The organism is Microcoleus sp. AT3-A2 (assembly GCF_036705685.1).
GTDB lineage: Bacteria > Cyanobacteriota > Cyanobacteriia > Cyanobacteriales > Microcoleaceae > Microcoleus.
Genome location: NZ_JAUBVF010000031.1, coordinates 48470 through 70567 on the forward strand (window position 1 = coordinate 48470; position 22098 = coordinate 70567).

A 22098-nucleotide genomic window follows, 5' to 3' on the forward strand; every position below is an offset into this window, starting at 1 on the left:
TATCCAGATTTAAGTGGAATAAATGTCGCTTTTAGTCGAGTCTAGATCCCCCTAAATCCCCCTTAATAAGGGGGACTTTGAGAAGATTTCTTGTCCCCCCCTTATTAAGGGGGGTTAGGGGGTATCTAGACTTCGATACCAACAAGAGAGACGATCGGTTTGAGTTAAGTTCTCACCAAGGGGTAAAGCCTGGGAACGAAAATTTTCGATTACCAAGTGTTATTTAGGCCCGTAACCGATCGACCCAGCATAAATTGCCCGATCGCCCAATTGGTCTTCAATCCGCAATAAACGGTTGTATTTGGCAACTCGTTCGCTGCGACACAAAGAACCAGTCTTGATTTGGCCGGCGCGAGTCGCTACCGCTAAATCGGCAATTGTGGTATCTTCAGTTTCACCGGAACGGTGGCTGATGACGGCTCGATAGCTGTTCCGTTTGCCCAGGTCGATCGTATCCAAAGTCTCTGTCAAAGAACCAATTTGATTCAGCTTAATCAAAATCGAATTGCTAGCTTTCAAATCAATTCCTTTTTGCAGCCGCGTGCGATTAGTAACAAACAAATCGTCACCAACCAATTGAACTTTGCTGCCCATTTTCTGCGTCAGCGCTACCCAACTTTCCCAATCGTCTTCATGCAAACCATCTTCAATGGAAACAATCGGATATTGACTGGCCAAACCATCCAAATAATCAATTAATTCGGCAGGCGAATGAGCCACACCGTCGTAAGTGTACTGCCCATTTTTGTAAAATTCGCTAGCAGCAACATCCAAAGCTAAAGCAACTTGTTCACCCGGTTTGTAGCCAGCTTTTTCAATAGCTGCAATCAACAAATCCAAAGCTGCTTGATTGGATTTAAGATTAGGCGCAAAACCGCCTTCATCACCCACACCAGTCAGCAAACCCTCAGCTTTTAAGACTTTACTCAAGGATTCAAATACCTCTGCACCCCAGCGTAAAGCTTCTTTAAAAGATGGCGCACCCACCGGGACAATCATAAATTCTTGAATGTCCACATTATTGTTAGCGTGAGAGCCCCCGTTGATCACGTTCATCAGTGGTACGGGCAAAACGTTCGCCAAGGGCCCGCCCAAGTAGCGGTAAAGGGGGAGTCCTAAAGTCTCGGCGGCCGCCTTTGCTGTGGCTAAGGAGACTCCGAGAATGGCATTTGCGCCGAGGTGGGATTTGTTGGGGGAACCGTCCAAGTCAATCATGGTTTTGTCTACCAGCGCTTGGTCGATCGCATCTAGATTAGCCAAAGCCGGAGCAATTTTGTGTTCGACGTTAGCGACGGCTTTTAGGACTCCTTTGCCGTTATAACGTTTGTTGTCGTCGTCGCGAAGTTCGTGGGCTTCAAAAGAGCCTGTAGAGGCACCGCTGGGGACTTGGGCGATCCCGACAACACCGTTGGCTAGGTAAACTTCAGCTTCAATGGTGGGGCGCCCACGGGAGTCGAGGATTTCTCTGGCTTGAATAGATTCGATCGCAGTGTCTAGCATATTAATTATTCCTGACTTAACTCAAGGTTTCATGACAATTAGCAGTCTCCGGGTTTTCCCACGCTGACTGCTGACGGGTAATAGAGTACGCGATCCCCAGAATTATTGGTGCACAGTTCAAAATATTTGCGGATTTGGACGAGCAGACAGGTGTCAATAAGCTAGGCTTGTTGAATAAAGACCTCCGACAAGTTTGACAGTAATTTGATTGTTTTTAACCCCAGATTCCCGCAGATTTATTAATTGGAATCTTTGTTAAAATCAGAATGTCAACAAAGTCAATCAAAAAAGGAGAAAATTAGGATGTTAGGAACAAATCTTGGAGAAATTAGAGCATTAGCTGAAAATTCAGACCCTATTATTGCTGATCCCCCAAACACCAAATTACTCACAGGACCATTGCCAAATCCAGCCAGTGACCCCAACTTTTTTGACTTAACTCCCAATGACGACGCAGTTCAATTAGCAAATGGAATTCTGCGGAATACTCCCGGAGGTTTGCGGGCTTTAGAGGGTAACGATTTTGTCAGAGGTTCCGGTGGTGCGGAACTGATGAACGGTAACAGTGGCACAGATACTTTAATCGGAGGTTGTGGCAGCGATACAATTCGCGGCGGCCAAGATTTTGACATTCTTTATGGAGAATGTGGCAGCGATTTTGTCAGCGGAGATCAAGGTGATGACTACGTTTATGGAGGTACAGCCAATGACTTTATTCGCGGCGGTAAAGGGAATGATGCTTTAGTAGGAGAGAGTGGAAACGATACTCTAATCGGTGATGCTGGAATTGATAGACTTTGGGGAAGTGAAGGCGCAGATTTGTTTGTCCTCCGCACAGAAGTGGGAGGCACTTCGGGAGAAATTGGTTCGATTCAACCGCCTCCTAGTGGCAATTTTGATGTAGATGAAGTGCCGGCAGATTTTATTCTCGATTACAATCCGGCTGAAGGTGATGTAATTGGATTGGCGTCTGGATTGACGCGAAATGATATTGTTTTGAGCGAAAGGTTTTTAACAATTGGTGATGCCAGAGATTATGACAGCAGTGGCCCTTTTCCTCCGGGAATTCCTCGCACTGCTGATTTTAGAATTTTAAATACTAAGGCGGCGGTGATTCGGGAAGCTAGCACCGGCAATATCTTGGGTTTGGTGAAGGATGTTTCGCCGGATCAACTTCAGTTTATATCTGTATCGGATGAGGCGATCGTTCTAGGGTAATCCTCATAGGTTTGTAGTAAGCACTTGAGTCCTAGGAGAGGATCTAAAGCCCTGGCTACAAACCATTCCATTCGTTTCCCAATTCTGGATTTCAAGACCAGAAATCCGCCACATCATATCCCATTTCGGTGAGCATTTGCCGCAGCAGAGGTAAGCTCAAACCGATCACATTTGTGTGACATCCTTCGATTTTTTCGACAAAAAAGCCGCCTTTACCTTCGAGTGCAAAACAGCCTGCACAGGCAAGAGGCTCTCCGGTAGCGACGTAAGCTGCAATTTGGCGCGAGGTAACTTCCGCAAAATGAACTTTTGTAACTTGATAGCGAATGACCGATCGCGACCTGGCCTCATCAAAGTCATCGAATCTAGTATCAATTAAAGCATGACCCGTATAGAGTTCGCCCACCTTACCGCGCATTTTGTGCCAGCGCGAGATTGCTTCTTCCGCATCCTTGGGTTTGCCGTGAATTTCGCCATCTATGAGCAAAATTGAATCGCATCCCAACACCAAACAAGATTTGGGATTGGAGATTTGGGGGTGAGAATTAGCTAGTAAAAACTTAGCTACAGCCTCAGCTTTTCCCTCTGCTAAAACTTGCACTAAATTAGTGGCATCTTTCATTTGTATTTGCCCTTCATCAAAGTCGCTGGGGCAAATCACAGCTTGAATGCCAGCATTTTCTAGCAGGCGGCGGCGCGCGGGAGAAGCTGAAGCTAATACGAAAGTTGGAATTTTCATAATAAGTTAACAAGGAAGAAGGAAGAAGGAAGAAGGAAGAAGGAAGAAGGAACAAAAAGAAACTATTCCCCATCCCCAACGCCCATGCCCCATTCCCCATTCCCAATTACTTTTTAAACCTAATAAACAGAGAAAGATTTAACAACTTTCTCAAAAGCTTCTTTTACTTTGGGCCAGCGTTCTTCGGTAGTGGAAACGTTAAGCGTAAAAAGTTTGCCGCGGCTGACTGCTACACTCGCTAAGTTGTGCCGTTCTTGGTTTGGCAACTTAACGGCGTATTCTAAAATGTAATAGTTTTTCGATCGCGATTCACGAGCTTCTGCATTGACTAATTCAGCTTCGCGGCCGGAATCAGCCGGGGCGATCGCACTTTTGCTGAGCTTGTATCCCACATCCGTCGGCGATCCCAAATCCGCCAGAGTTTTGTCCTTCGCGACTGGACTGATTACCACGCTGACGTTCTCAGTTTGCTGAATCAAATCGCGGAACACCACATCGGGCCCGTTAGAAACCGCGATCGGCAGCCAGCCGTTAGGATAGAGAAATTGATAGCCGTCGCCAGTATCAACGTAGCTTTTGAGCCCGGTGACTTTAGACACACAACCGGTCAAGGTGAGGCTTAGAACCACCAGAAGTATTGCCGCAATTCGTTTGAGCATTCTTTTTACGGGTAGAGTAAAACAAAAATATTTAATTTTAATTGTCTCACCAAACCTTGCCCCTAAAAATAGTTAAGCCATGGATCGCTGTTTGTGTACCGCCCGCGATCCATAGCCATATAGTTTAATTGTTAACAAAGTCATTAAAGCTGAGTCAGCCAGCTAATCAGCCCGTGCTTGGTCGAAACTTCTAAAGCCAAGAGAGAAACAAAGCCAATCATGGCAAGGCGGCCGTTTAAGCGTTCGGCGTAGGGGGTAAAGCCGGTGCGGGGTTCGTCATCGATGTATACTGTCGGCTCGATCGCAAAATTGTTCATTTTGCCTTGGTCGTCCAGCATTAAGCCTCGGTTACTCATGTTTTTTTTCCTAAATGGTTTTTAGTGTACTGTAACTAAATGTAACAGACTTGTGAAGATATGTAAAGGATTGTGAGAATTTTTTTTTAAAGACCTCGCTCTGACACCATATTTAAAAAAAAATCCAACTGTAGGCCAGCTCTAAACCCTTATATAGTCAGTGTTTTCCAAATCTAAAATCTAAAATCTAAAATCTAAAATGGTATGACTGTGGGTAGACTCTGGGCCCCGGAGGGGGGAGGATAGAGTGGAGAGGCACAAAAGTCGATGGTGTATGGCAAATCCAGTCTGGGTTTGACGAAAATTGTGGAACGGAGGAAAAATTTATGCGGGCCAGTCTGGAAATGCGGTGGTTTTATAGCGGTGCACTGCCAAAATCAATCAATCAATGGTTTGGAAGCGAGAGTCTCGGCGGGTATCTTTCGCCTCCTGAAGAGCGGGAAGACATATATTTACTAATACCAAGCTGCGACTACTTGGGAGTGAAGCTACGTGGGAAAACCTTGGAGGTAAAGTGGCGTCAGGGAGAGTTGGGGACGATGCAGTTCGCCAATCGCTGGGAAGGCAAAGCCGAAAAGTGGCTGAAGTGGGTTTGTGCGGACACGATGGCGCCGATACCGGCGGATATTATAGCGACAGGAAAGTGGGTGGCAGTCAAGAAAAAGCGAGCGCAGCGTCTTTATCAAGTTTCTGCCCCTGGTTCCCTGATGTCTGTGCCTGTGGAAGCCCCAATTCCCCAAGGTTGCACCGTGGAACTTACTCAGTTGAACATTAACGGCAGCGCGTGGTGGACTTTGGGATTTGAAGCTTTTGGCAGCGAAAGTTGTTTGACAGAAAACCTGCAAACAGTAGCTACTTGGACTAGCAAGAGTTATCAGGCGCAAAAGTTAAAAGCTGAGGATTCTTCTGCTTATCCGATTTGGCTAGGCAGCAAGTAATCTCAAACCCGGCTTTAATAATACCTCCTGTATTTTTTAGTCCTCCTCTGCAGAGACGAGAAGCAAGTGTAGACGCGGTTTCAACCGCCGAGTCTGGCAGTCCTGGACGCAACTGACATATATAGTAATATCATTCCGGTGCCACCGGAATGATGTTGACTGTTGACTGTTGACAGTGAACTGTCAACTCGAATTTACTATTCCCATGCTAACGGGTTTGATATAAGGTGCTCTACTACCCGAAATCTTCAATAATATTTCAATAACGGAGTCTGACGCACCTGAGATGTTGCACCATTTTCAATTAGGTTTTTTACGGGCGGGCTCTCCTGCCCAACCCCTACTCCCCACAAGAAAACTCACTCTTTGTGGAACAGGCCGGAAAGCCTGTTAAGCGAGAATGGTGCAAGATGCACCCTAAAAATCGATCGTCCTGTGGCAGTTTGCCTTAGTCTTATCTGAGAGAGGGGGTTTGTAACTATTCTCCCTCTCTCCGATTCTCCCCCTCTCCGATTCTCCCCACTCTGCCAGCAGTTCTGAGAATTTGACAAGCTAAAATTGCCGCCCCAAACCCATTATCAATATTCACCACACCCACACCAGCCGCACAAGAATTGAGCATAGTTAAAAGAGGAGCAATCCCGCCAAAACTCGCGCCATAACCTACACTCGTCGGCACAGCAATCACCGGACAATCTGCCAAACCCGCAACCACACTCGCCAAAGCACCTTCCATACCCGCTACTGCAATCAACACATCAGCATCGGCAATTACGTGCCGGTTGCTCAGCAAGCGGTGAATGCCGGCAACTCCGACATCCCACAAACGTCGCACCTGAAAACCGCAAAGTTCCGCAGTAATTGCCGCCTCTTCCGCTACAGGCAAATCCGCCGTTCCCGCACTGATAATAGTCACAGTACCCGGATGCTGCGGAGTTGGGGAATTGGGAGAAATTGCACAAATTCGAGCCTTTTGGTAGTAGCACAAATCGGGTATTTTTTGTTGCAATTGCTCGAAAACTTCCGATTCGATTCGTGTCGCCATCACGGCAGAATTTCGCCCGCGCATCGCCTCGATAATCTCAACAATTTGGTCTGGCGTTTTCCCTGGGCCCCAAATTACTTCAGGAAAACCCGTTCTTAAAGTGCGGTGGTGGTCAATTTTGGCAAAATCGCCGACTTGTTCAAAGTCAAAATGCTTTAATTTATCCAAAGCTGCGATCGGGCTAATATCGCCGGTCGCGACAGATTCGAGTAACTTCTGTAAAATTTTAGGTTCCATAAACTAATAACTAATGACTGCTAACTAATGACTAATGACTAATGACTAATGACTAATGACTAATGACTAATGACTAATGACTAATGACTAATGACTAATGACTATTCTGTTATTTTCAGGTCGTACAAATTCCAGAAAGCACCGCCGAGGGCACTGTAGCGAATTCCCGAAACGCGATCGCGCACCGCCTCAAAAGTCAGCGGATTCACCATATAGATAAACGGCACTTGTTCCGCTATAATCCGCTGCGTTTCAGCATAAAGTTCCTTGCGCTTCGCCTCATCGAGCTCCTGAGAAGCTTTCACGTAAAGGTCATCTATTTTCTGTTCCCAGTCGTCAACTTTCCAACCCTTAATCGGCGGTTCTCCGGCTTGCGGGCCCTGGTTGAAACTGTGCAGCGTGCCGTTAACAGACCAAATATTGTAGCCGCTGTGCGGTTCAGTACCTCCCGTAAAACCGCCGAGGTAAGTATCCCAATTCCGCGTCAATCGCAGCTTTTCCACATAAGTGTTAAAACTCAGGAACTGCGTATCAATTTGCATCCCCAGTTTGCCCAAGTCTTGCTTAATTTGCGTTGCCATTTGTTCCCGCACTTTTTTCCCCGCCGCCATCAACAAAGTAAATCGCACCTTGTTGCCATCAGCATCCAACAATTCGCCGTTACTATTATACTTGAAACCAGCACTTAACAGTAACTCTTTGGCTTTTTGCGGATCGTAACTGTAAGTTTTCAATCCCTGTTCTGGGGACAGGTAGAACGGGCTTTGCGCCGGAATTGGGGAATGCAGGGGCGCGCCAAGTCCGCGATAAATATTGTTAGTCATGGCGGATCGGTTGATGCCGTAGGCGATCGCCTGCCGGAATTCCTTACTCGCGAACCAGCGAGACTTAACCGGGTCTACAAACGGCTGATTTTGAGCATTGCGCCCCTTATTCAGATTGAAACACATAAACACGCTGCCAGTATCTGGGCCGCCGTTGAATACCGTATATTTGCCGCGTTTTTCCTCCCGTTTCAGCAGCGGAAACACTTCCGGTTCCACGTTCAGAGTATCCAAATCACCCGATCGAAAATTCAGCAGTTGATTATCAGTATTTTCGATAATTTGCCAAACAATTTGCTGGATGTAAGGTTGAGGATTTCCCTCAGCATCTTTGCGCCAAAAATACGGATTTCGTTCCAAAACAACGCGCTGATTAGGAGTATAACTCAGCATTCGGTACTGACCATTTCCGACAATTTTTTTAGGGTCAGTATCAGTGCCCCAAGTAGCCAGGTATTTAGGGTTGCCGTCTGCATCTGTATTTTCTACAGCTTCCTGTAAAATATGACCTGGTAAAATCGGGATTCCGCCAGCATATCTAATAAATGGAGCAAAGGGTTCGGCAACGGAAAATTCAACGCGGCGGCTGTCAATTTTTTTAACTTTTGGAAATTCGCCACTGATGCCAACCCTCAGAATATCTTTCAAACCGCTAGGAATTTTGTCATTGAAATAAATTTTTTCATAACTGAAGATAATGTCATCAGTAGTCATCGGTTCCCCGTCCGACCATTTCAATCCCTCTCGCAGGGTAAAGACAATCTTTTTGCCATCTTTAGAAACTTCCCATGATTCAGCTAAACCGGGTTCTAACTCGGATGTCAAGCCGTTTTCGTTGATTAATCCCTCGTACATATAACCAAAGACGCTGTATGCAGATTGATTGAGGGGGTAGTTAAAGGTGGCCGGGCCGCTGGGGGTGGGAACGATGAGTCTGTTTACTAAGTTCGATCGGGCTGGAGTACACGCAGACAGAGTTAGGGTGGCAATTGCCGCCAGTAAAATCGCCAGCCAGCGCAGTCTTGAATGTAGCATCATAGAAATTTTCATAATTTTTTAGTTTACCATCTGCGTGCAACTATGACTGAGATTGTAACCAACCGAGAAAGTTTTTAGTGACAGAGAAATACTTTGTAATCCCGGCTTCTCGCAAAACATCTTGAACTTCCGGTAGACCAAATTCTTTGACGTTACCGCTGAGAAATACTTTGGTTTCTGTAGAATGCGATCGGGCATGACTGAGGATACAGTGTAGAATCAAATTGTCTGTTGGGTCTTTTTTGATGATAGGTGTGTTTAAATTTGCTTGAATAATCTCGGAATTTAATGCAATCATTTCGGCATTACATGACATCATAGAAATTGCTTCACGCAACCGCAATTCAATTTCATCTATTCGTTCAAGATAGTAAACTAATGACTCTTCTAGGTGAAAAGATAGAGAGGCGACCTTTTCAGAGGTCACATCTCGCTTTGTTTCGCTAATTTGACGGCTTAGCTGTTCCTTAAAAGAGTTTTGTCGCTTCAACTCGTCCTCGAAAGCTGACCAAGCCTCCATATAACAAACGCTGGGTATGACTAACTGAACTGATGAGGACAAATCTCTGAGCAACATAATTGCTTCAGCCTCACGCCCTGTAGCAATACTCATCAGAAAGTTGGTCTCGATATATATAATTGCCACCTAATTCCACTCCTGATTTTGTTGTTCCACTTGCGAGTAATGGCAGCAAACCGATGGCTGATATCTGTTCTGATGCTGGAGGAATTTCGGATTTCCAGTTATAATCTAAGTCATGCAGCCACGATTCTATCAGCCCCCCAATGGTACGTTCAGAGAGCCATCGACTGCCAAAACTCGGCATATAATAGCGACATATTTCACCAGTATTTAGAGTGCAAACAGGCTCCGATAAATTTACACCATCCCATTTGAAAATCAAAATTTGTTCCGCGTCAATAAACATAGCATAGGGAACGATCGCGTTGTTTTCAGATAGCTTAGCTAACACAGCTTTCAGCCAATCGATCGCGCGATCGATAATTTTCTGTTTCGCGGCTGGTTCTTGAGCTTGAATAATTTTAACCTCGATTAGCACGACTATGTTATCGTCCTTATCCAACGCGATCACATCCGCGTCTACGGGTAATTGTAACTCCCAAGTGTCAGTGTCCATGATTTCAGGCTTCCTAGCGATGTTGGATTTGAGATTAACTTTACAGTCAATTAGAGATTCTAGAGTTCTATTTTTTGCCCAACAAAACTACAGCATAGGCTGCAATTCCTTCTTCTCTCCCCACAGGGCCTAACTTTTCGTTGGTAGTAGCTTTGATGCCGATTTGGTCAGGTTTTAATTGTAGGACAGCAGAAAGCCGATCGCGCATTTGCTCAATATGCGGTTTCAGCTTTGGACGTTCCGCCACCACCACCGAATCAATATTGCCGATTTCCCAGCCTTTATCTAATATTAACTGATTGACTTGTGCCAGCAATACGAGACTATCAGCACCTTTCCATTTCGGGTCAGTTGGAGGGAAATACAGCCCGATATCTCCTAAGCTCAGAGCTCCAAGCATGGCATCCATGATAGCGTGGGTAAGTACGTCTGCGTCGCTGTGTCCTAATAAGCCTAATTCGTGGGGAATGTGGACGCCGCCGAGGATGAGGGGGCGTTCTGGAACTAAGCAGTGAATGTCGTAGCCGTTGCCGATGCGGATGTTCATGTAAAGTAGATATTTGGGAAGTATAGCAAAAGACAATTATTTCATATTTCCGGAGAGATTGCTGAAAAATAATGGTCTTGATTTACGGACTTTGCGGTAATTGTAGCAAAGACATACAGATGTCGGTTGGTCAGTCTGTCTTCGACAAAAAAGTTGTCTGGCATCTATCTTATAGCTGTCATTATTGCGGGTAGGCAATCGAGTTAGATAATAGTGATGCTATACCTAACGAAATGAGAAAAGAGGTTTTAGCAAAAGAAGAAACTTGGAACTTGATTGTATTGGAAAAAGAACAACGTGCAACAGTTGTAACAAAAATCCTGCGTCAGGCTATGGAATTGTCATTAGCTGAAGCGATGAACTTAAAAAAGAAGATGCCTGGTTCTGTTTTTGTCGGAACTAAAGCTGAGACCGATCGACTAAGACATCTTTTAGCTGCTGAAGGATTGACAGCTTCAATAAGCAAAACTGTAACTTAGTTCTGCCTGGGGAGTTCTATTAGCTTTCAAGTGCTAATCATCCCTGAAGATCCAACTAATAACGGCTACATCCTCAAACCTTATTCTCCCCTTTCCTGCAACCACCGATCGTACAAATCCGATCGCCTTTGGCGCGTTCTTTCAATTTGCTGTTCCCTGCGCCAGCGAGCAATTTCTGCGTGATTACCCGACAACAACACGTCAGGAACCTTCAATCCCCGAAAATCCGCCGGTCGAGTGTACTGCGGATAATCCAAAAGCCCGTCTTCAAAACTCTCAAACTTTAGGGAATCTTCCTTCGCCACAGTTCCCCGCAGCAATCGCAAAACTCCATTTATCAAAGCTAAAGCCGGAATTTCGCCCCCCGTGAGCACAAAATCCCCCAAAGACACCTCGCGAGTTACCAAATGCAGCACTCGATCGTCCACACCTTCATAATGACCGCAAATCAACACCAACTGATCGCGATCGGCTGCCAACTCCCGAAACATCGCCTGCTGCATCGGTTCCCCCTGGGGAGTCAGCAAAATCACCTCCCGCCGCGGCAAAATCGGCAGCGACTCCACCGCAGCAAAAATCGGTTCCGGTTTCATCAGCATCCCCACTCCGCCCCCGTAAGGCTCATCATCGACTCGCTGGTGTTTGTCTGTGGTAAAATCGCGGGGATTGACAAAATTCACCTCAGCAATCTTTTTAGCTAAGGCTTTGCCCATCAGTCCCGACTCTAGGGGAGCCCGGAAAAATTCTGGAAATAGGGTAACAACGTCAAATCGCACAATTATTGGAATTTCATTGATACATCACCTCTAGTTTGACCTTTAGAGGGAGTTCAGTTTTCAGTAATTGCTTTATTCTTTATAATTTCTTATAATTTCTGAAAATTTTGGCAAGTTAAATTCTCTTCCTGTGTCTGCGGGTCGGTTTTGTACAAAAATAATCGGTTTTTCATGACAGCGACTGCAAGTAAACTCGCCCCCAAACAACTGCGGGATACTGCGATCGGCGATCGCACCTCGCTCGCAAACAAATATTTATTCTTAAAAAGCCCTATTCTACCCACAGCAACGGCAAAATTGAATTTCACATCCAACAGAGGAAGACATACCATGCAGCAGTTGACATCTCAAGCCCTTGAACACAATATTCCCCAGCGCACAAAAACCTCGATTATGGTCATCGGGGGAGCCGAAGACAAAGTTCACGGGCGAGAGATTCTGAATACCTTTTTTTGCCGTGCTGGGGGTGCAAACGCTCGGCTGGCCATCATCCCGTGCGCTTCGCGAGATCCCGAAGGAATTAGCAACCGCTACCGCACCATATTTGACGAGATGGGCGTTAGCGCCGTCAAAGTAGTGGACATCCGCGAACGCGCACAAGCCGAAAACCCCGTCTGGAAAGATTACTTAGAAGATTGTACGGGCGTATTCATCACAGGCGGCGACCAACTGCGGCTCTGCGGGCTGCTGGCGGACACCCCGCTGATGGAGAAAATTCGCAAAGAAACTCTCGAAGGCAAGATTACCCTCGCTGGCACCAGCGCAGGTGCTGCGGTGATGGGATATCACATGATTGCAGGCGGTGGGAGTGGTGCGTCACCGAACCGCTCTTTAGTAGACATGGCAAACGGACTTAACATTATTCCTGAGATCATCGTAGACCAGCACTTTCACAACCGCAACCGCATGGCTCGCTTGCTGTCGGCTGTGGCTTGCCATCCCGATCGCCTCGCTATTGGTATTGACGAAGATACCTGCGCCTTGTTTGAGGGAGACGATACTATGAAAATTCTCGGTAAAGGCACTGTGACTATTGTTGATTCTAGGGAAAATTTTTATACCAATGAGTCTATGGTAGGAGCGACAGAACCCTTAAGTCTGTTCAATATGCGGTTGCACGTTCTGTGTCACGGAGATTGCTACAATATGCCCCAAGGCAAACCAATGCCATCAGGAGCGTGTTCCGAGTCTGGCTGGCCCCCCGAATGCCGCACAGCCAACTAACGTAGAACATCTCTTGTCATTGATTCGGCAGAAATTAGGCGGCATTCCGGCCGAATCATGGATACAACAAAGAATAGATTCCGAAGCAGCCACGGGCTGACCCCAGCAGGCAGAATCACAGAAAATTCTAACTTCGGGCTTTGAATTTTTGCTAGCCATTGACCTGTACTTGTTTTTAGCCGATCGCAGGGGCATGAATTTTCAATTGGGTAGCCCATAACTGGAAATTCACTCCCAAACTGTTCGCAGCGAACAGTCGATCGAGCAATCTAGATCGAAATTGAATAAATGCTCCAATTATCTATAAGATTTCGCGCCCCATACCCCTCTAACTGCCATGAAAATACTTAAAATCCAGACCTTACGCGGCCCCAACTACTGGAGCATCCGACGCCAAAAACTCGTCCTGATGCGTCTGGATTTAGAGGAGTGGGCAGATAAAACCACAGCGGAAATTCCTGGCTTCTATGAAGGGTTGATCGCCGCACTTCCGAGTTTGAACGACCATCACTGTTCCCCAGGCCATCAGGGAGGATTCCTGCAACGGGTCAGAGAAGGCACAATGATGGGACACGTAATCGAACACGTCGCCCTAGAACTTCAGGAAATGGCAGGAATGCCGGTCGGGTTCGGCCGTACCCGCGAGACTGCGACCCCAGGTATTTACCAAGTAGTAATTGAGTATCAAAACGAACAAGCAGGTCGCTATGCAGCGCGGGCGGGCGTGCGACTGTGCCAAAGCATTGCCGAGACAGGCACTTATCCAGCAGCAGAATTAATCCAAGATTTGAGAGATCTCAGAGAGTTTGCTGCTTCGGCGGCCTTGGGGCCGAGCACGGAAACACTGATTAAGGAAGCAGAAGCGCGCGGCATTCCTTGGATACCTTTGAGCGCCAGGTTTATGATTCAACTCGGCTACGGGGTTCACCAAAAGCGGATTCAGGCAACTCTGAGCAACCGCACAGGAGTTTTGGGGGTAGAACTTGCCTGCGACAAGGAAGGTACCAAAAATATCCTCGCCAGCGCTGGTGTGCCGGTTCCCAGAGGAACGGTGATTAATTATTTGGATGAACTGCGCGGGGCGATCGAAGATGTCGGCGGTTATCCGATCGTCCTCAAACCCCTAGACGGCAACCACGGCCGCGGCATTACGATCGACATCAATTCCTGGGAAGCAGCAGAAGAAGCCTACGACTTAGCCAGCGCGGCATCAAAAACAAAAAGCGTGATAGTAGAGCGCTATTACGTCGGCCGTGACCACAGAGTATTGGTAGTCAACGGGCAAGTCATAGCAGTCGCAGAACGAGTACCCGCTAACGTCGTGGGCAACGGCAGGTATACAGTAGAACAGCTTATTGAAGAAGTAAACCGCGACCCGCAGCGAGGAGATGGACACGACAACGTGCTCACCCGGATCACGATCGACAAATTGTCCCTGGATTTGCTGCAAAAACAAGGATACGCGATGGACTCCGTAGTGCCGGCCGGCGAAAGAGTATTTTTGCGGGCGACAGCCAACTTGAGTACCGGTGGCATTGCAGTCGATCGCACCGACGAAATCCACCCAGAAAACGTCTGGCTGTTTTCCAGAGTCGCCAAAATTATCGGTTTGGACATCGCCGGCATTGACGTAGTAACTCCCGACATCTCCCAACCCCTGCGCGATGTCAACGGCGTCATCGTCGAAGTCAACGCAGCACCGGGTTTCAGAATGCACGTCGCCCCGAGTCAAGGTTTACCCCGCAACGTCGCCGGTGCCGTCTTCGATATGCTTTTCCCCTCACCTCAACCCAGCCGGGTGCCGATTTTAGCGGTAACGGGAACCAACGGCAAAACTACAACCACTCGCCTGCTTGCCCACATTGTCAAGCAGACAGGTCAGATTACCGGCTACACAACTACCGACGGCACTTACATCGGCGATTATTTGGTAGAAAGCGGAGACAATACTGGGCCGCAGAGTGCTCAATTGATTTTGTCCGATCCGACGGTAGAAGTAGCAGTGCTGGAAACTGCTAGAGGCGGAATTTTGCGATCGGGCCTCGGCTTCGATCAGTGCGATGTCGGCGTCGTCTTGAACGTCGCGGCCGATCACTTGGGAATTGGCGACATCGACACAGTAGAACAACTGGCCAAACTCAAGAGCGTCCTCGTCGAGTCGGTAATGCCCAAAGGCTATGCAGTTTTAAATGCAGACGACCCGCTAGTATCACAAATGGCGCAGCGTGTCAAGGCTCAAATTGCCTATTTTTCCATGAACCCGGATAACGAACTGGTTGCCAAACATACCGCTGCGGGCGGGCTGGCAGCGATTTACGAAAATGGGTATTTGTCTATATTGAAAGGCGATTGGACGCTGAGAATTGAGCAGGCTGTGAACGTGCCGCTGACGATGGGCGGGCGGGCGCCGTTTATGATTGCCAATGCTTTAGCAGCTTGTTTGGCGGCTTTTGCCCAAGGATTGAAAATAGAAGATATTCGGGCTGCTTTGTCAAGCTTCCAAGCATCGGTCGGTCAAACTCCCGGACGGATGAATTTGTTTAAATTGGGCAACTATCACGCTTTGCTGGACTACGCCCACAACCCCCACAGCTACAAAGCTTTGGGGAGTTTCGTGCTGAATTGGCAGGGACAGCGGATCGGGGTAGTCGGCGCCCCCGGAGACCGACGAGATGAAGATTTTGTCACGCTGGGCAAACTTTCGGCCGAGATGTTCGATCGTATAATTGTCAAGGAAGATATTGACAGGCGCGGCCGAGAACCCGGTGTTGTGGCAAAGTTAATTTGCCAGGGAATTGCAGAGGCGATTTCTGCAGGAACCGCAAACAAATCTCAAGTTGAATACGAGTTGATTCTCGACGAAACAACAGCCGTTAACAAAGCTTTAGATGAGGCGCCGGCCGGCAGTTTGGTAGTGATTTTACCTGAAAGTGTCAACAAAGCTTTGAGTTTAATTGAAGCCCGGAAACCGATTAAGGAATCTGTGGAAGTTCAAAACGGTTTAGATCGATCGAAGTCACAGGAAAGTTTAAAACCGACTGTGGTGAATCAAGGCTAAACTCTTAAGTCTCATTTAATTAATAGGTTGGGTTACTTGTGTTAAACCCAACCTATTTGTTTTAAAATTAATACTATTTTTGAAGATTTTTTTTGTATTGCATTGAACAAAGGGTAGAGAGAGCGATCGACTTATATTAAATCCGGTAGCATCGTCGGGCATAAAATCCAGTCAACAGTCAACCACAGATGGTGCAACCGGATTCGATATTATTCATCTGCGTTAATCTGTGTCTATCTGCCCTCATCTGCGGTAAAAAAAAGAGAATTTCTTCACCGCAGATGACAAGGGATTGACGCTGATTCACGCAGATGAATAGCATAGATCCATGAATAATTTCCATGCTAACAGAGAAGTATAGAATCAGGAAACAGCAAGCAACAGGGATTGAAGCATGAATGAGGCTGATCGCACGCGAGTCGAAACATTCATCACGCGCTGGGCAGGTTCTAGCGGTAACGAACGGGCAAACTACCAGTTGTTTTTTGCCGAAATGTGCGATGCGCTGGGAGTCGATCGCCCTTTTGATAAAGGCAGAATTCCCAACGAGCCCTACTGCTTTGATAAAGATGTCAAAATTTTTCACCCCAGCGGCAAAGTAACTCCGGGGTTTATTGACTTTTACAAAGCCGAGCATTTTTTAATCGAGGCAAAACAGGGCGGAACAACGAGCAAAAAGGGAACGGCAAAGCGGGGAACAAATACCTATTTGCGAGAGATGGAAAAAGCGTTTGTGCAGGCAGTTGCCTATACCCGCAGTCTCAGCAGCAAACCGCCGTTTTTGTTAACTTGCGATATTGGCGATCATTTTGAATTGTGGATGGGTTTTAGCGGCGATTATGGCGGCTATGGGGCGCGGCGAGAAATCGGGCTAATCGAGTTGCGGAAAGCCGATGTTTTCGATTTGTTTGTCGATATTTTTAGCAATCCGCAGCAGCGTAATCCAGAGAAAATTGCGGCGCGGGTGACGCGGGAAGTGGCGGCGGATTTGGCAGAGTTGGCGAAGCGGATGGAGGCGAATGTCGATCCGCAGCAAGTCGCCCAGTTTTTGATGCGCTGTATTTTCACCATGTTTGCTGAGGATGTGGGGTTGTTGAAGGAACATTTGTTTACGCAGGCGCTGGAAACGCGATGGATTCACAACCCGAAGACTTTTAAGCCGGAGGTAGAGGCGCTGTGGGAGGCGATGAATGAGGGGACGAGTTTTGGCTTTCATGGCAAACTGTTGCGGTTTAATGGCGGATTGTTTGCGGAGTCGCAGGCGTTTGCTTTGACAAAGGCGCAGTTGGAAGTCTTGTTGCAGGCGGCGAAGCGGGATTGGTGCAATGTGGAACCGGCGATTTTTGGGACGTTGTTGGAAAGGGCGCTGGATTCGAGGGAACGGAGTAAGTTGGGGGCTCATTATACGCCGCGATCGTATGTGGAAAGGTTGGTAAAGCCTGTGGTGATGGAACCTTTGGGCGATCGCTGGATTGCGGTACAAGCGGAGGTTAAACAGTTGCTCAACGCGGGGGAATCGGAACCGACTGCAAATCAAAGGAAAAAGGCGATCACAGTTTTAGAGGCATTTCTGACGGAGTTACAACAGGTGAAGATTCTCGATCCGGCCTGCGGATCGGGTAATTTCCTTTATGTGACGTTGGATTTGTTGAAGGGGTTGGAGTCGGAGGTGTTGCGGCGCTTGGAGGATGTCACCGGGGCGGCCCAGTTGCGGTTAGATATTGCACAAGTTAATCCGAGTCAGTTTTTGGGAATTGAGATCAATCCTAGGGCGGCGGCGATCGCGGATTTGGTGATTTGGATTGGGTATTTGCAGTGGCATTTTCGGCGGTTTGGCGATATTCCGCCGATCGAACCCGTGTTGCGCGAGTACAAAAATATTGAATGGGGGGATGCAGTGTTGGCCTATGACGGGAGGGAACCGGATGTGGATGCGACGGGGAAGGTGAGGACTCGCTGGGGCGGACGGATGATGAAGAGTCCGGTGACGGGGGAGGATATTCCCGATCCGACAGACCAAATAACAATTTATCGGTATTTAAATCCGAGGGCAGCCGAGTGGCAGGAGGCGGATTATATTGTGTCCAACCCGCCGTTTATTGGGAATGCGAGAATGCGGGAAATCTTGGGAGATGGGTATACAGAAACGTTGCGAAAAGTCTATAAAGATGTGCCGGATACTGTTGATTTCGTAATGTACTGGTGGCACAAGGCAGCGGAACTAACTAGAGCAAGCAAAATTCAACGCTTTGGGTTTATTACCACAAACAGTATTCGCCAAGTTCGGCAGCGGAAAGTTCTGGAGTTTCATTTTACGCAAAAGATTCCCACCCGATTAATTTTTGCTATTCCCGATCACCCTTGGATTGATGAAGGGGCAGCAGTCAGAATTGCAATTACAGCAGGTGAATTATATGACCTCAAAAAGCCTGTAAGGATTGCCGAATTTGGTACAGTAGTTGCTGAGTGTGAGGGAGAGACACCGGAAGACTCGGCAGAGCAAGTTCAAGTGCAGTTGCAGAATGTAGGGCTAATTTTTAGTAACCTTCAAGCTGGTTTTGATTTAACTCAATCTCAACAACTCCTGGCTAATAATAGGATATCCAGTCGCGGTGTTATGCTATTTAGTTCCGGGTTTATTGTCGAGCAATCTGACTTTGGAGAGATTGAGTCTAAGGTTCTTTTCCCATACATCAATGGACGAGACTTTATGCAACGTTCTCGCAATGTGCGCGTCATTGATTTATTTGGCTTAAAAGCTGATAAAGCTCAAGAACTATATCCAAAAGCATTCCAATGGGTATTGGATAAAGTTAAACCTGAACGAGATACTAACCGTGATAAGAGCCTCCGAGAAAACTGGTGGATATTTGGTCGTCCCAGAACTGAACTTCGACCAGCACTAAAGGGACTACAGCGTTATATTGCTACAGTAGAGACTGCGAAGCATAGAGTATTTGTCTTTCTTCCCCGTGAAGTAATACCTGATAATATGTTGATTGCGATCGCCCTTGATGATGCTTATTTCTTAGGAGTTCTGTCTAGTCGAGTTCATGTTACTTGGTCGCTGGCAGCAGGCGGAACATTAGAAGATAGACCTCGTTACAACAAAACTCGATGCTTCGATCCCTTCCCCTTCCCCGACGCCACGGAAACTCAAAAACAAACCATCCGAGAACTCGGAGAACGCCTCGACAGCCACCGCAAACGAGTCCAAGCCACTCACCCCGAAGTCACCATCACGGGGATGTACAACCTCCTCGAAAAACTCCGCCAAGGCGAACCCCTCGACGACAAAGACAAAGCCTTCAACCAAAAGGCCCTAGTCTCCACCCTCAAACAAATCCACGACGAACTCGATGCCGCCGTCTTTGCGGCCTATGGTTGGGAACCCACCCTCACCGACGACCAAATCCTGGAAAACCTCGTCAGCCTCAATGCCCAACGCGCCGAGGAAGAATGCAACGGACTCATTCGCTGGCTGCGTCCCGACTACCAAGCCCCAGGCGAAACCTACGTGCAACCATCCCTTGCAGGTATCACCACCGAAACCGAAACCCCCATCGCCCCCACGGAACAACAACCTTTCCCCAAAACCCTCAAAGAGCAACTTTGGGCCATCCGCGACTTATTCCGCACCCAAAGCGGCGAATGGACAGCCGCCCAAGTCACCGCCCATTTCAAAGCAGCCAGCCGCAAACAAAAAGTCATTCTCGACTGTTTAGAAAGCCTCGAAGATTTGGGGATTTTGCTCAGTCATACTGAAAATGGGATGACTTTCTGGCATCTGGCAGAACTTTAGAGCGATGTGTAAGTTTCTGTTACTTTCTCTATGCCATCTGCAAATACTCCAACACCACCAACCGCAAATAGTCCAGCATTCGGATATAGGCTCGCATTTGAAGATAGCCCGATCGCGTCTCATCATAAAACTGAGCGATCACAGAACGATCGAATACCCTAAGCTGATGTAAGTCTGCGATCGCTTGCTCGCGATTCTCAACCTCTGCGCGCTCCTCAATCTGACTAGCATAACCGCGAATACTTACTGTTACTAACTCAAGCTCCTCCAGAAACGAAAAATCTTCCTCAGAACCAAGATACCTCTGAGATATCTCTTTGCGCTCTGATTTAGTGTTTTGATAGTCAACTGTCAACTGTGCCAAAAGTTGCACAATAATATCCTGCCCAAGCGCTAATTTGTTTTGAACTTGTGCCATATCGCTATTCCTCATTAATGCCATAAGTCACCATTTTCTCAACACCATACTGGTCAGGTCGCACAATTAAAAACTCATTGCCCTTTCGGTAAACAGCGGCTCCATCCTGCCGATATCCCGTGCGAGGAACTCTTACAGCACCTCTGGTGTTGAAGTTGTGTGCTTTACGCAGATATTTGAGTGGATCGAATCCTTTTCTTTGTGAATGGTCTAACACACTTTGGGCCACAGTTCGATAAGTTCCTCTATCCCATTCAGACAGATATTGCTGTAGTTCGAGAACTTCAGTGTTGGAATAGTTTTCAAACAGTCGATCTAAATAAGGATCTACAGATGATTCGTCTGGCATTATCACTCTCATTCCAGAGGATATTATTGATTATAGCTTTATTGGAAAAAGATTGATCGCATTTTACCTCTTAACTACCGCCCACTGAGTCACCGGCGCAAGCGGTTTCCAACCCTGAAAAGAACCGATCGCCCCTACTCGCTGAATCCCAATTCTAATTAGTTCCCCGCCATAACGATCGTGCCATTGCAAAACTTTAAACTCGCTCTCAACAGTCACCGCATTAACAACTAATCGGCCGCCTTCACCTAAAGCATTCCAGCAAGTTTCCAGCACAGCTTCTGCGGTGACACCGCCGCCGATGAAAATAGCATTCGGTTGAGGTAAATTTGTCAGGGCTTCCGGCGCTTCTCCCGCAACGATTTCGAGTTCGGGAACGCCGAAAGTCGAGGCATTTTGGGCGATGTATTGCAATCGAGTCGGATCGCGTTCGATCGCGATCGCCCTGCACCGAGGATGACTCCGCATCCATTCGATCGCGATCGAGCCGCAGCCCGCCCCCACATCCCAAAGCAAATCTCCGGGAATCGGTGCTAACGTTGACAGAGTAACGGCTCTAACCTCCCGCTTGGTAAGTTGGCCGTCGTGGCGATAAGCAGCATCCGGCAAACCGGAGGTACGAGGGAAAATCACAGTTTTGCGATCGGCTGCAACTGCGATCGCGATCGTGTTCAAATCAGCCAAATCCGCTGCATTCCAGGCTGCTGCTACCCCCTCGATCCGCCGTTCCGATCCCCCTCCCATCCGCTCAAACACGGTTATCAAACTGCTACCAAACCCCCGCTGCGTCAACAATTGTGCCACCTTTCTCGGCGTGTGTCTGTCAGCGCTCAACACCAGCAACCGCGCCCCCGGTGACAAAGCAAGGGCGATCGATGCGATCGGGCGATTTGTCAAACTGAAAGTCTCAACTTGGGCTAGTGGCCAACCCAAACGGGCGCAAGCAAGACTAAAAGCCGATACCGCCGGAATCACAGTCATTTCCGAAATGGGAATCTGGCGCGACAGCGTGACGCCGATGCCGTGACACATCGGATCGCCGCTTGCGAGCACGCACACAGACTGTCCCCGGCGGCGGATGATGTCGTCAACTGTTGTCTGCAAAGGCGATGCCCAAACCAATTTTTCGCGGGTGTCGTTGGTTGGTAGCATGGCTAGGTGACGGGCACCGCCGACAACGACTTGAGATTGATCGAGTAGTTGTCGGGCGATCGGGCCCAGCCCTGAAAGTCCATCTTCGCCAATCCCCACCACCGAAAGCCATTTGTGCATTGAATGCTTACCGCTAATCTCGTTTCCGGCTGCATCGGAATCATCAAACTCGATAATCATCACTCATTAGTTATTAGTTATTAGTTATTAGTCGTTAACCGTTAATCATATTATGTCCGCTCGAACAACCAGAATAAAATTGGTTTATAGTGAGGACTTCAGTCCTCATAAAACTCGATCGCACTGAAATCCTCAGTACAAAAGTTATAACTCACATCTTGCATCCTTCTCGCTTAACAGGCTGTCCGGCCTGTTCCACAAAGAGTAGATTTTCTTGTGGGGAGTAGGGTTGGGCAGGAGAACCCGCCCGTGAAAGGCTTATTAACAATGGTGCAAGATGCCAGTTATAACGCTTATTTTACCGAACTAGATATGTGAATAAAGTATAAAAAAATATTTTTCTCCAAACAAAAAGCGCCCCTATTTCTAGGAGCGCTTTTTGTTAATCTCAAGTTAAAAATTAACCGTTGATAGAAGGAG

At 47.6% G+C, this 22098-nt stretch carries 19 protein-coding genes; 6 read left to right on the top strand and 13 right to left on the bottom strand.

Features of this window, described 5'->3' with window-relative positions; genetic code table 11:
* Positions 1 to 219 precede the first annotated feature (219 nt).
* Positions 220 to 1500, bottom strand: coding sequence for a phosphopyruvate hydratase (eno, locus tag QUB37_RS18000; protein ID WP_445299864.1), 1281 nt, complete (start codon positions 1498 to 1500; stop codon positions 220 to 222).
* 303 nt (positions 1501 to 1803) lie between these two features.
* On the opposite strand from eno, the gene QUB37_RS18005 reads away from it, so the two are divergent.
* Entirely contained in the window at positions 1804 to 2718 is a 915-nt protein-coding gene (locus tag QUB37_RS18005; protein WP_333164462.1) for a calcium-binding protein, read from the top strand.
* A gap of 91 nt (positions 2719 to 2809) precedes the next feature.
* Here the strand turns inward: QUB37_RS18005 and QUB37_RS18010 are convergent, their stop codons facing one another.
* The 3 genes from QUB37_RS18010 to QUB37_RS18020 form a co-directional block, all read right to left on the bottom strand.
* A complete protein-coding gene (locus QUB37_RS18010) occupies positions 2810 to 3457 on the bottom strand; it encodes a nucleoside triphosphate pyrophosphatase (RefSeq protein WP_333164465.1) in 648 nt (215 codons plus the stop codon).
* 119 nt (positions 3458 to 3576) lie between these two features.
* Entirely contained in the window at positions 3577 to 4116 is a 540-nt protein-coding gene (psbP, locus tag QUB37_RS18015) for a photosystem II reaction center PsbP (RefSeq protein WP_333057481.1), read from the bottom strand.
* 143 nt (positions 4117 to 4259) lie between these two features.
* Positions 4260 to 4472 carry a high light inducible protein gene (locus QUB37_RS18020; RefSeq protein ID WP_333084124.1) on the bottom strand — a complete coding sequence of 71 codons (213 nt, stop codon included), beginning with the start codon at positions 4470 to 4472 and terminating at the stop codon, positions 4260 to 4262.
* Positions 4473 to 4798: 326 nt separating this feature from the next.
* On the opposite strand from QUB37_RS18020, the gene QUB37_RS18025 reads away from it, so the two are divergent.
* The gene (locus QUB37_RS18025; protein ID WP_333164468.1) at positions 4799 to 5410 is read left to right on the top strand and encodes a hypothetical protein; all 612 of its coding nucleotides are present in this window, start codon (positions 4799 to 4801) and stop codon (positions 5408 to 5410) included.
* A gap of 478 nt (positions 5411 to 5888) precedes the next feature.
* On the opposite strand, the gene larB is transcribed toward QUB37_RS18025, so the two are convergent.
* From larB to ispF, 5 genes are all read right to left on the bottom strand, one after another.
* Complete coding sequence (gene larB, locus QUB37_RS18030) at positions 5889 to 6692, bottom strand: nickel pincer cofactor biosynthesis protein LarB (RefSeq protein WP_333164470.1); 804 nt, start codon at positions 6690 to 6692, stop codon at positions 5889 to 5891.
* A 101-nt stretch (positions 6693 to 6793) separates the two neighbouring features.
* A complete protein-coding gene (locus tag QUB37_RS18035) occupies positions 6794 to 8554 on the bottom strand; it encodes an ABC transporter substrate-binding protein (protein WP_333164473.1) in 1761 nt (586 codons plus the stop codon).
* A gap of 40 nt (positions 8555 to 8594) precedes the next feature.
* Entirely contained in the window at positions 8595 to 9167 is a 573-nt protein-coding gene (locus QUB37_RS18040) for a PIN domain-containing protein (protein ID WP_333164475.1), read from the bottom strand.
* A complete protein-coding gene (locus QUB37_RS18045; RefSeq protein ID WP_333164478.1) occupies positions 9145 to 9693 on the bottom strand; it encodes a hypothetical protein in 549 nt (182 codons plus the stop codon). The genes QUB37_RS18040 and QUB37_RS18045 overlap by 23 nt, the downstream gene beginning before the upstream one ends.
* 67 nt (positions 9694 to 9760) lie before the next feature.
* On the bottom strand, positions 9761 to 10240 hold the full coding sequence (gene ispF, locus QUB37_RS18050) for a 2-C-methyl-D-erythritol 2,4-cyclodiphosphate synthase (RefSeq protein WP_333164498.1): 480 nt from the start codon (positions 10238 to 10240) through the stop codon (positions 9761 to 9763).
* Positions 10241 to 10473: 233 nt separating this feature from the next.
* Between ispF and QUB37_RS18055 the strand changes: the two genes are divergently transcribed.
* A complete protein-coding gene (locus tag QUB37_RS18055; protein ID WP_333164480.1) occupies positions 10474 to 10719 on the top strand; it encodes a hypothetical protein in 246 nt (81 codons plus the stop codon).
* 80 nt (positions 10720 to 10799) lie between these two features.
* On the opposite strand, the gene trmD is transcribed toward QUB37_RS18055, so the two are convergent.
* Complete coding sequence (trmD, locus tag QUB37_RS18060; RefSeq protein ID WP_333164483.1) at positions 10800 to 11495, bottom strand: tRNA (guanosine(37)-N1)-methyltransferase TrmD; 696 nt, start codon at positions 11493 to 11495, stop codon at positions 10800 to 10802.
* A gap of 330 nt (positions 11496 to 11825) precedes the next feature.
* Between trmD and QUB37_RS18065 the strand changes: the two genes are divergently transcribed.
* The 3 genes from QUB37_RS18065 to QUB37_RS18075 all read left to right on the top strand — a co-directional run bounded on the left by QUB37_RS18065 (position 11826) and on the right by QUB37_RS18075 (position 19579).
* Positions 11826 to 12719, top strand: coding sequence for a cyanophycinase (locus tag QUB37_RS18065; protein ID WP_333164500.1), 894 nt, complete (start codon positions 11826 to 11828; stop codon positions 12717 to 12719).
* 337 nt (positions 12720 to 13056) lie between these two features.
* Positions 13057 to 15777, top strand: coding sequence for a cyanophycin synthetase (cphA, locus tag QUB37_RS18070; protein ID WP_333164485.1), 2721 nt, complete (start codon positions 13057 to 13059; stop codon positions 15775 to 15777).
* Positions 15778 to 16171: 394 nt separating this feature from the next.
* Positions 16172 to 19579 carry a DNA methyltransferase gene (locus QUB37_RS18075; protein ID WP_333164487.1) on the top strand — a complete coding sequence of 1136 codons (3408 nt, stop codon included), beginning with the start codon at positions 16172 to 16174 and terminating at the stop codon, positions 19577 to 19579.
* Positions 19580 to 19607: 28 nt separating this feature from the next.
* Here QUB37_RS18075 and QUB37_RS18080 read toward each other — a convergent pair whose 3' ends face one another.
* The 3 genes from QUB37_RS18080 to cbiE all read right to left on the bottom strand — a co-directional run bounded on the left by QUB37_RS18080 (position 19608) and on the right by cbiE (position 21618).
* Entirely contained in the window at positions 19608 to 19997 is a 390-nt protein-coding gene (locus QUB37_RS18080; protein ID WP_333164489.1) for a hypothetical protein, read from the bottom strand.
* Positions 19998 to 20001: 4 nt separating this feature from the next.
* Positions 20002 to 20346, bottom strand: a complete 345-nt coding sequence (locus QUB37_RS18085) for a hypothetical protein (protein WP_333164491.1) — start codon at positions 20344 to 20346, stop codon at positions 20002 to 20004.
* A 63-nt stretch (positions 20347 to 20409) separates the two neighbouring features.
* Positions 20410 to 21618 carry a precorrin-6y C5,15-methyltransferase (decarboxylating) subunit CbiE gene (gene cbiE, locus QUB37_RS18090; protein WP_333164502.1) on the bottom strand — a complete coding sequence of 403 codons (1209 nt, stop codon included), beginning with the start codon at positions 21616 to 21618 and terminating at the stop codon, positions 20410 to 20412.
* Between the last annotated feature and the right edge of the window lie 480 nt (positions 21619 to 22098).